At 38.9% G+C, this 11,159-nt stretch carries 5 protein-coding genes; 3 read left to right on the top strand and 2 right to left on the bottom strand.

Annotated elements, in window-relative coordinates; translation table 11 throughout:
* Positions 1 to 553: 553 nt before the first annotated feature.
* The 3 genes from AB1422_11615 (at position 554) to AB1422_11605 (ending at position 4,117) form a co-directional block, all read left to right on the top strand.
* A complete protein-coding gene (locus AB1422_11615; protein MEW6619962.1) occupies positions 554 to 835 on the top strand; it encodes a hypothetical protein in 282 nt (93 codons plus the stop codon).
* Positions 836 to 1,241: 406 nt separating this feature from the next.
* Positions 1,242 to 3,599 carry a CHAT domain-containing protein gene (locus AB1422_11610; protein MEW6619961.1) on the top strand — a complete coding sequence of 786 codons (2,358 nt, stop codon included), beginning with the start codon at positions 1,242 to 1,244 and terminating at the stop codon, positions 3,597 to 3,599.
* Positions 3,600 to 3,601: 2 nt separating this feature from the next.
* On the top strand, positions 3,602 to 4,117 hold the full coding sequence (locus tag AB1422_11605; GenBank protein MEW6619960.1) for a hypothetical protein: 516 nt from the start codon (positions 3,602 to 3,604) through the stop codon (positions 4,115 to 4,117).
* 1,003 nt (positions 4,118 to 5,120) lie between these two features.
* Here AB1422_11605 and mfd read toward each other — a convergent pair.
* Both mfd and AB1422_11595 read right to left on the bottom strand, forming a co-directional pair.
* Entirely contained in the window at positions 5,121 to 8,294 is a 3,174-nt protein-coding gene (mfd, locus tag AB1422_11600; GenBank protein MEW6619959.1) for a transcription-repair coupling factor, read from the bottom strand.
* 33 nt (positions 8,295 to 8,327) lie between these two features.
* Entirely contained in the window at positions 8,328 to 11,132 is a 2,805-nt protein-coding gene (locus AB1422_11595) for a PD-(D/E)XK nuclease family protein (protein MEW6619958.1), read from the bottom strand.
* Positions 11,133 to 11,159 lie beyond the last annotated feature (27 nt).

Below are 11,159 nucleotides of genomic sequence, written 5' to 3'. Positions count from 1 at the left end.
GCATAGAAGGAGGCCAATGTCAATCATTTTTGTTAAAAAATCTACAGATTTTTTAACAGATTAACTACTGATATATCAAGGGGTTAACGCTATTCTGGTTAGCTCACTTGCCGATTGCAGGTTAAATTCAAAGAGGGAGGCAGTTTTGCAGTTTTTAGAAAATTCACCCCTCCAAAAACTACCCTTTCCTAAAAAACGACTTTTTCAACACCCTCAAAAAAAACACTTGACAAAATACAATTAATATGATATTACATTTTTACAGAAGAAGGAGAGTATATTAGGAGAAGGGAGCAGTTTTCTAAAAAGTTATTAAGTATGTCAATCTTTTTCAAAAGAGCCGAATTTTTTGTTGACAAAGGATAAAATTTGTGGTAAAATATCCTCACAATGGGCACAAATGGATATAATACCCAAAACACTCAAAAAATCAATTTCCTATCAGTTATGAGTCAAGAACGTCCCCTAATCCCTACGGAGGTACAAAGATGGATATTCTTTGGATTTTCATCATAGGTGCAGTTTTATCGGTAGCCGGGGGGTCATTTGGGTCGTGTCTTTTGTATGGCTGGCAAAAGTGGCTGTACGGCACGCAGAGAGAAACTTCAATCAGATGTTGTCCCAAATTGAGGGAATGTTGACTCATATCCCTCAAGGAAACAATAGCCAATTGAATCCCCAACAACAAGCTCAAATTGCGCAGATGCTCATGCAAGCCCAAACACAAATGCACCAATTGGATGATCTTGCACGTCAACGCTATGAGAGTCGCGTTGGCGATTTAATGGGTATGGCGGCTGATGCGGGCATTGACTGGACACCCCCTTCATATTAACCCTTGACCTTCTTGCTGAGAACAAGTAACTCAGGCAGGAGTTAGGACACCTTGTATGAATACACTATCTAACGCATTAAGAATTCGATGCCCATAAGGTCTCCAGGACATAGCTAAGGTTAATCTCGAGCAATCAAACGCATTTTAGATAAAAAGATGGTGATATAAAAGGGAACAAAATTTATTACATCGCCGGGAAAGTACTATCGGCAGAGTCAGGAGCAGAGCTATGGTCAAACCTTAAAAGCTAAATATTTCTTGGTAAGCTTACTGAAATGAGATAGTTTGGCAAGCTGGAAGAAATGAGAAAAACATTTGTGGAGTGAATCTTTTGCCTAACCAATGAAGCGGATTTACTATCGCTCACTGTTTATTTTATTGTTAGAAAAAGAAAGGAGCAATTCGTATGATTTCTTCTATTGATAATCTATCTGTTAATGAGATTCTTGAAATTTTTAAGAAAGGCAATCAAAATGAAAGAATCGAATTTGTAGAGGACTGTCCATCAATGCCTTTCAAGGAAGAAGCCTTACAATCCGCACAAAGTTCCATTCCGGAAATGGTCCCCCAATCTATGGATTTCCTGGCTCATGGTTGTCTGCTATCAGGAAATTATGAATTGGGTAAAAGGATAGCAAAATCATGTTACTTATTGGCCCGGGAAGGTTACGAAGCTGACCAGGGTGACACAATGACTTTAAGAATGATTGCAGGTCGAGCAGCTTTGAATTGGATGACCACTCTTCAAAACATAGGACTGCACCAGGACACCATAAAATTGATTGATGAGCCTATTGAATGGCTCCGATCAATTGGTGATACAGATAACCTCTATATGGTTTTACTCAAGAGGATTGAATCTGAATTAGACTTGGAAGAATACGATGAGGCAGAGAAACATTTGAACGAAATAGATGAATCTTCCCTCCCAACTTTCACCCAGGTTCAATACCGGGCACTAAAATACCGAATTGATCAACATAAGGGAGGCGGAACGGACTTACTTGGTAAAGTTAAATGTCCTGGCAGGGAAGAGCTTATAGATGTTTTGGGACCCCTTGGATGTGCTAAAGAAACTGAGGAAACTCAAGAAGATTCGTTGGAGTATTATAAAAGTTTGAAGGATATAGCCGGGGTAATCATAGATTCAGAAGTTCTTGGAACTTCGGGTGCCCTTAATGTTTTAACCGTCAAACAAAAAATTATTGATGCCAGTTATCTATTTACTGATCCAGAAAAGGGTAATGATCCTGAAGAAATTGCTAAGATAGAACCCATCTTAATTTTTGGAAGAGATTGGATGAAGGAACATCATTTTCCTGATACGGAAAATGAGGCTTGTTGGTCTTTATATCTGGCTTACAACCGTACAAATCGTGAAGAACAAGCAGTGGAACAACTACAGAGAATAAGGACAAATATTGAAAATGCCAGAAGTAAAATAGCTGATCCTGTTGAAAGGGCTCGTTTAAGCGAGCGTTATCCATATTTATATGCTTCCCTTTGTACATTGTTTTACAAGTTAGGACGATATAAAGAACTCATGGAAGCAATTGAGGCCAGTAAAAGCCGAATTCTCGCAGACATCCAAACTAAAAAAACAGGGAAACCTGCTACCGAAAGGGAATTCTCCAAAGCTCTCAATGAACTTCCTAACTGGATGAAAGAACTTTCAAGCCATTATTTAACAACTTTCGTGGATGATGATTGGATGTTTTGTGCCATGCAAACCTCTTTAGGACATATTGAGGCTACCAAGGTTGCTATATCCAAAGAAAGTATTAATTATTTGGGTTCTATTAGTAATCCTGAGTTGTGGGGTAAACCGGATCCATCTAATCCTTTTGGGCCCAGAATTCCTAATGATGTTCCCCAACAGTTAAGCCGACTCATTGAGTTTATTGGTCCGTTATTGGATGAAGGACAGATTAAGGAAGGCGAACATTTATGTTATTCACCCCATGATGCACTACTGATTATCCCATTTCATTATATGGAAGTGAATGGCAGGCCATTAGTAGAACTCTTTTCTCTTTCCCGTATTCCGGGAGCGCATTCTTTAGACCAAATTTTTAAACGAAATGCTCAAATCCCAGAGTATTTTATTCATGTTGAGGTGCCTTCCCGACAAGACTTGGAAAATCAGGCCAAGGTTAATGCCTTTAAAGAAGCCGGTAAATGGCTGAATAAACATATGAAAGGAGGCACAATGTTAGTCCACGAGGAGGCTGACATAGGAAAACTATCCGTAACAAACCTTCAAGATAAGTTATTACATTTTGCAACACACGGACGATTCCCTGATGGTAAATTAAAAATTGATCCTAATCCCTTTAAATCAGCCGGTCTAATATTATCGGCTAACGAAGATTTACCAGACCTGGAAATTTTGGGTAAAGGTGAAGGAGAAGAACATATATTGTCTCCTGAAAAAATTTTAGATTTAAAATTAGACTTCTCCAATAGCCATGTAACCCTCCAGGCTTGTGTAAGTGGCCTTGCAAAGCGGGGTTTCGGTGGGGATCCCTTAGGATTAGAATGGGCTTTCTTACAAAATGGAGCGACCAGTATTCTATCTACAAACTGGCAAACCTCGGCACAAACAACTTCCCAATTTGCCACAACCTTTTATAATTATTGGCTAAAGAAGGGCAACAGCCGGGCTATAGCTTGGCGCAACACGGTTCTTGAATTCAAGAATACTGACAAAACTTCCGACCCGTACCATTGGGCCGCCTTTTCACTAATTGGAGATTGGAGGTAAAAATGTCACAAAAACTAATAGAACAAATAACCAAATTTGACGACTTTCAAGTCACGCGTTTTTTTAACCATTTTAGCAGAAAAATTTTCAGCGGTCTTGAAGAGGGTGAAGGAGAATTAATCGGCTTAGTTCCTGCAGAAATTAAGGGATCTAAAGAGTTATCTCCGATTTTTAAATTATCGTCTGATGAAAAAGGGAAAACCCTGGATGCTAAGGACGCATCTGACTGTGCCAGAAACATATTATTAGCCATGGCGCAACAACCTGGACTAGAAAAAATCTTAGCCGAAGAGTTGAAGACATACAAGGATGACGATATGTTTGCAGGTATCATCCTTGCTGTTGGCACAGCAGCAGCTATGATATTATTTGCTGCAACTATTAAAGGGGAGGCTACCTACAAGGATGGAAAATGGAAGATTCGGATAGGTAAAGAGTCGGCTTCAATTGAATTGGTAGAGAAAATTCTTAATCCTCTTGCCAAGGCAGCTGGAAAATTGACTGGTTTGGGAGGATGATTTTGTATTTTGCTGATAAAAACTTGCTTTTTCAACATCGTATCGAGAACAATCAGCCGAAAAAACCCAAACAGTAGGAATTGTATATGTTTAGTTTTTCGTAAGAGGGCACACCTATCCCTTGAGGTCGCCAGGACGCCAGAGGCTCTATAGGATTCCTTGCGGGATAAAAAAGAGATGATGTTGATAAGGACAAAAACAGGGACAGCGACCTATAAAAATTGTACTCATCGGGAGCATGATAGCCACCCCCGTATGTAAATTATTTTATCTTGATCCGTAACTTCCCAATTTTTAAGTAATAGGTTTGTAACTATCTGATAATAATGAATTTTCTTTTTAGGTATATTACTTAATTAAGTAATATGTAAATTTGTAAATAGGGAAACAAAAACCGATAATATTCCCTTTATGCGGCTTAAAATCATTCACACCTGGATTAAAGCGAACTATAGAAGTCTCAAAAATAGACAACTAAACCTACCAAATCCAAAATAGCCTTTTATTCAAATTCCAAATAATACTCCATTGTGTTAGTTCAACCCAGAATTGTGTGTTGGCGTTGCTCCACACAAATTTTCCACCTGTGCGGTTAGATTAACTTTCCTCACATCTTTTAAAACCACGAAGAACACGAAGGGCACGAAGAATTATAAACCAAATCGTAACTATTCAGCCACAGATGGACACGGATGAAACACGGAAAATTCGTGAATCGTGTCCGGTATCCGTGTCCGTAATTAGGCTAAAGGGTTTTTCTCCTGTTGTCCTCTGCCCTCTGTCCTCTGCCCTCTGTCTTCTGCCTTCTGCCCTCTGTCCTCTGCCCTCTGCCTTCTGCCCTCTGTCCTCTGCCCTCTGCCTTCTGCCTTCTGCCCTCTGTCCTCTGCTATTTATCCGTGTTAATCTGTGGCTGAATAATTACTGAATAGTTACAATATTTTTTCTTCGTGGTCTTCGTGCCCTTCGTGGTTTATTTTAACTGCAGAGGTCGAAATCTTGCGTCCTACACTTCCAATTTCTCCAATACCTTTCTCAAAAACGAAATACTCTTTTCCTCATCTTTACCCCATTTTAAAATCAAGCAATTAGTTTTTCTTGGATTTAGTGTTAAATATTCAGGAAAGGTAGTGACTAAAGAAAGAACATTTGGGATTAATTTTTCATCCGACGGTAATTCAATGGTCATATATCCTTTAGAGATACTCAAGGAGGTAATACCGACTTTTTTTGCCATCAACCGCATCTGGAAAAGCTCTAAAAGCCTCTGGACAGGCATTGGGATTTTCCCGTATCTATCCGCCAATTCTTCTTTAACTTCTTGTAAGGCATTAAAGTCTTTACAGGATGACAGTTTTTTATAGACGGCATATCGTTGAGTAATATCTTTAATATATTCTTCCGGGATATAAGTATCACAGGGTAAATCTATACCTGGCAAGGTCTCATCTACGATTTTTTCTCCTTTTACCCTGGCGACTGCCTCCTGAAGTAATTTACAATATAAATCAAATCCGACTTCAAGTAAATTGCCGTGTTGTTCAGCACCAAGGATATTGCCTGCCCCGCGTATTTCCAGGTCGCGCATTGCCACTTTAAATCCAGAACCTAAATCTGAAAATTCGCGTATTGCCTCCAATCTTTCTTTAGCCATCTCGGAGACCATAAATTCTGTTGGATAAAAAAGATAGGCATAAGCCATATGTTTTGACCGACCAACCCGTCCCCTTAATTGATAAAGTTGTGCCAGACCAAACTGGTGGGCATTATTAATAATAATCGTATTGACCGTAGATATGTCTATGCCTGATTCAATAATTGAGGTGGAGAGTAAGACATCATATTTATGGTTTAAAAACTCTAACATTATATTTTCAAGTTCATGTTCGTCCATCTGGCCATGGGCAATGGCAATTTTTGCCTCAGGAACTATCTGGGTTAAAGACAAAGATAGTCGAGAGATTGTTTTCACCTCAGTATGAACAAAATAGATTTGTCCGCCACGCTCCATCTCACGAAGAACCGCTTCTCTAATCACCTGTTTATTAAAAGGCAAAATAAATGTCTTTATCGGTAATCGTTCTGGAGGCGGGGTATTGATAATACTCATATCCCTGGCTCCAGATAAAGACATATACAAGGTTCTGGGAATAGGTGTTGCGGTCAATGTCAGAACATCAACCAATTTGCGTAATGTTTTAAGTTTTTCTTTATGTTTTACCCCAAATCGTTGTTCTTCATCAATCACCAAAAGACCTAAATTATGAAAGGCAATATCCTTTTGAAGCAGGCGATGTGTGCCAATACAAATATCGACCTGGCCGTTTTTTAATCCCTCAATTATCTTTCGTTGTTGCGCTTTAGTCTTGAACCGACTTAACATCTCTACCTTGATTGGGAAAGGAGCAAGTCTTTGCACAAAGGTATTGTAGTGCTGAAAGGCTAAAATCGTTGTGGGAACGAGGACGGCGACCTGCTTGCTATTTAGCACGGCTTTAAATGCCCCTCTCAAAGCAACCTCTGTTTTTCCATATCCGACATCACCACAAATTAACCTGTCCATTGGTTGAGGATTTTCCATATCTTTTTTAATGTCTGAAATTGCCTTGAGTTGGTCAGGTGTCTCCTCGTAAATAAATCCTTCCTCAAATTCATATTGCCAATCAGTATCTTTAGAAAAAGCAAATCCTGGCAATGATTTTCTTGCCGCATACAACTCAATTAACTCCTTAGCAATTGACTCAAGGGACTTTTTGACCTTGTTCTTTACCCGTGTCCAGGTGGGATCTGCCAGACGATATATTTTTGGAGGTCTATCTTTATCTCCAATATACTTATTGACTAACCCAAATTGGTCTAAAGGAATATAAAGTTTATCTCCCTGGGCATATTCAATCAAAAGCAGGTCTTTTTTTACCCCTTCTACCTTAAGGGTGGTTATGCCAGCATATCTACCTATGCCAAAATTATTATGGACAACATAATCACCGATTTTAAGATCGGTAAATGTTGAAATAGGCAGAGTGTCTGAATGGTCAAATCTTCGTAGCTGGATTGGTGCTTGATAGCCAAAAATCTCTTTATCGGTAACTAAAACCAATTGAATTTCTCTAAATTGAAATCCCTGTTTAATATCAGCCGAGGTAATGATTAAATTCTCATCTTTCAATAACTCCTTTATTCGCATTTCCTGTCCTTTGTATCCAGCAATGACGACAATCTGATTACCTTCTTCCTGCCAATTTTTATATTCATCAATAAATAAGGCAATGTTGTTTTTAAATTCTAAAATAGGTCGGGTAAAAAACTCAAATTCTCCACCATCTTCAAAGGTTACAAGGGGTTGTGTCAAACCTTGAATATTGAATTTACCTACATTTTGTAACCGATTAGCCTCATTCTGGAGATAAGCCGGGTCATCCAGAACGACCAGAGAAGATTCTAACAGGTAATCAAAGATACTGCCGTCATTTTCCTTGATATTTTCTTGCACAGGCAGGATAGTTACCTGGTCAATAAAAGCCACTGACCTTTGGGTAATGGTATCGAACTGGCGGAGAGACTCAATTTCATCCCCAAAAAATTCAATACGGACAGGAAGGTCAGCATGGACAGGATAAACATCAACAATTCCACCGCGATGGCTAAATGTGCCTTTTGTTTCCACCATCTCATCCCGCAAATATCCATGCTGGATAAGTTTATCAAGGAGAATATCAAGACTAATACTTGTTTGGATGGAAATTTTTGTCTGCTGTAAGGTATTGGGCGAAAAGGTCTTATAAAGGATAGCCCGAATGGGGCTAACGATGATGACATCTTCTGATTTTGCAGATAATAATCTATCTAAGACAGCCAGTCGTTGACCAACTAATTCCTTGTGTGGTGGTATTTCATCCGTAGATAGGATTTCTAAATCCGGGAAAAAAAGGACTTCTTTTTCTGAAAAAGCCTGGAGGTCTGTATAGAATCTTTCTGCTTCAGTTTGGCCTGGCAGGATAATCAAGAATGGACGATTGACTTCATTTTTTAATGCGGCAAGGAAATATGCCTTTGCCGAGCCATAAAGCCCAGAAATAGATTGTTTTTTTATGCCCTGGATGATATTTTTTCTAATGGTAATAAACTGAGGTGATTTTTTAATTAAAGAAATAAAAGGATTCAAAACTGAAATTGGCATTGTAGATTACCTCATAACCAGTCAAAACATATTTCATCCCTTGCGGCAGAAGGTTGGAAAAGGACAAAAACGGCACCTTTCTTCCTTGCCATCGACCACAAAGGGAATATCTGGACTTAATATTTCCGCGATAAGATTCCTCAATGTCGGAAGAAATATCTCCTCTAAAAACTCCTCACGGTCAACATTTTCATCAAAAAGGAGTTTTTCTTCATCCAGACGAAGAGAAACCAGTTTAGAATTTATTTCACTGCGCAGGATATGATGCATCCTTTGATAAAGCAAGGCGTAAAAAGGAAGTTGAAGAGACTCTATTTCCTTCTTCATCTCATCACGGGATTTCAATATCTTATCAAATAGTCTAAATCTTTTTAGATTCCCTGATTTGTAATCAATTATCATCCATTCTTTTCCCAGATGGTCGATACGGTCGGCACGACCAGTCAGGCAAATACTAATTCCATCAGCCAGTGAAAAAGAACAGGATAAATTTTCTTCAGTAGAGATTATTGTGCAGTTGCCAATATGTTTCTTTTCTGATTGGATATATTTTTTTAAACGGGCAACAGTTATCTCTTGAAGAAGATACTGTTCGCCTCGAATCTCGCCAAAATTCTCCAGAAAAACAGATTCTACTACCCCAGACAGATTTCTCTCAAGTTCAACATACTCTTTTTCTCCCAGAATTCCTATGCCGCAAAGGGGGCGATAAAGCCGTTCCAATATCTGATGAAGAATATTTCCAATCCGTTCAGCCTCGAGTTCATCTGGTATCTCCTCTTTTTCTTTAAGCCTTAGCACCTTTGAGAAATAAAATTTAACCGGGCAGTCCAGATAAGATTCCAGGTCAGTCGCCGAAAGGTTTATTTTATATAAAATATCGAGAATTTCCTGATTTTTAGCTACCTCAAACCTATGCCGTCGAGGAAACGAAACATTTAATGCCACCTGACTTGCTTTCAAAACTCCTATCTGTCCCTTTCTTTTTTCTTCTTCCCAGACTAATTTTTCAACAAACCGACTGCGAAGTTGTTTTTCAGTTTTCAAGTAGAAGATATGAATCTGGCGACTGGATGAGACGAGATGATGGAAATGATAGCGGTAGATTTCTTCATTGTGATAGTGAAGTGGCATTTTCAGAGCAGTCCTTAATGGAAGTGGCAAAAGCGAATCAAAAGGTTCACTTGCTGGAAGAATACCTTCGTTGGCATTTAATAAAAAGATTTTGTCGAAATTTAAAGCCCGTGTTTCCAATAACCCCATAATCTGCAGACCTTTAAGCGGCTCTCCCTGAAATGCAATTTGCTCTTCTCTAACAATATAACGAAAGAGATTGATGAGGTTATTAGTATCTTTAAATTCTTCGTCTTTGAGGATGGAGATTTTGATTTTGTCCAGAAAAAGAAAAAAACTATTGAAAAACTCTCCAGAAAATGGATAGTGAATAGCCGGGCTGAATTTTGCCAGATAGATGAGAATTCCCTCGAAAAAATCTGCCAGAGAGGCAAGAGTCCTGATTCCATCCATTCTCCTGATAAAGATATCGTGGCACTCAATCAGGGTATTTTTGAAATCCGCAGTGGTAACCTCTCCTGCAGTCAATCGCTGTGCCTGCTCAAATATTTCAGCCTCCTCCTCAATTTCATCAAGGCTATTAAACATTTTCCCCTTGTTCAGAAGTATTTCCTCTATAGAATGAATCAGAATTCGCATCTGGGTAGATTTAAGTTGGTGCTGAATGTTTTTAATATAGGGATGCATTAGAAGGGAGAGATAGGCATCAACATAATAAGTGTTATCTCGCCTTGTTTCCTGAAGTTTTATAAAAAGGTCTAAAAGGGCATAAATTGGTGTTCTGACTGCTGGATAGCCCATCGTGATATTATAGTCTGTCTCAAGGGTAGTCATTACCTCAGAGAGTAAAGGAATAAGCGGTTCAGGGTCAGGTAAAACAATGGCTGTTTTTTCATACTCAGACCGGTCTTCTGTGATAATATCTCTTAATTCCACTATCTCAGAGTGAGTGTTAAATGCCTCATGTAAAAATATCTCTGCTCTGTGTTGTGTGCTTTGTGTTCCGTGCTCTATCTCTTCTACCCATTCATTCATTTCTTCAAATGGTGTCCATTGGATTTCATCGTTCTGACGGATAAAAGTAACGGCTGGTTGTTTGAGGAGATAGCGAATAATCGTTTTCTCTGCCTGACTCATCGCAAAAAGTCCACCAAAATAGATGGTTTTGAATGGAAGAGATAATTCTTCGATATTCTCCGCCGCCAGTGCATAATTTCTACCACGAGTTATCAGACCTTGCTCATCAAGAAGGGTATGATAAATTTTACGAATCTCTGCAAGATGCCCCATTAAAAGACCAGCATTGCGGACAACATTTGGTTCCCATAGTTCTTCTATCTGGATACCCTTGAGGTTTTCATCTTTAACCATTTCAATGTCAATTTCTTCGATTACCCGTTCAATCTTTATTCCCCAGGGTAAAAATTGAGCAAATGAAAAACCCGGTTTATCCCAGGGGTTCTTGTTGAGTTTTGTAACTGCCTGAAAAAGCAGATAGATGCTATCCAGTCTGTTTACGAGGGTAAAATCAGGCAGGATTTGTGAGGTTAGAGAGGAGATAAAATCGTCCATTGAGAACATCTTTGGCGGAAAGAATGGCTGATTTAGTTGTTTCGTCATCATCTGGCGAAGATACAGAATTGGACGGCGATGGGCAAATACAACAGCGGTTGATGAATAATCATACCTTTGTTTTTCAAGTATCTGTTCGCCGATAAATTTAATAAGATTCTCTGTAAATGGAATCTCGATTATCTTCCCCATTTCACTAATCCATTAGTAACCGTTCAG

Source organism: bacterium, from assembly GCA_040757115.1.
Classification (GTDB): Bacteria; UBA9089; CG2-30-40-21; order CG2-30-40-21; family SBAY01; genus JBFLXS01.
The sequence above is the reverse complement of the archived record's forward strand: the minus strand, read 5'-3'. Positions and strand labels throughout refer to the sequence as shown.

Bases quoted from the DNA above. Each gene is read 5' to 3' on its own strand.
- AB1422_11605 (MEW6619960.1), top strand. From the start codon at position 3,602: ATGTCACAAAAACTAATAGAACAAATAACCAAATTTGACGACTTTCAA.
- AB1422_11595 (MEW6619958.1), bottom strand. From the start codon at position 11,132: ATGGGGAAGATAATCGAGATTCCATTTACAGAGAATCTTATTAAATTT.
- mfd (MEW6619959.1), bottom strand. From the start codon at position 8,294: ATGCCAATTTCAGTTTTGAATCCTTTTATTTCTTTAATTAAAAAATCA.
- AB1422_11610 (MEW6619961.1), top strand. From the start codon at position 1,242: ATGATTTCTTCTATTGATAATCTATCTGTTAATGAGATTCTTGAAATT.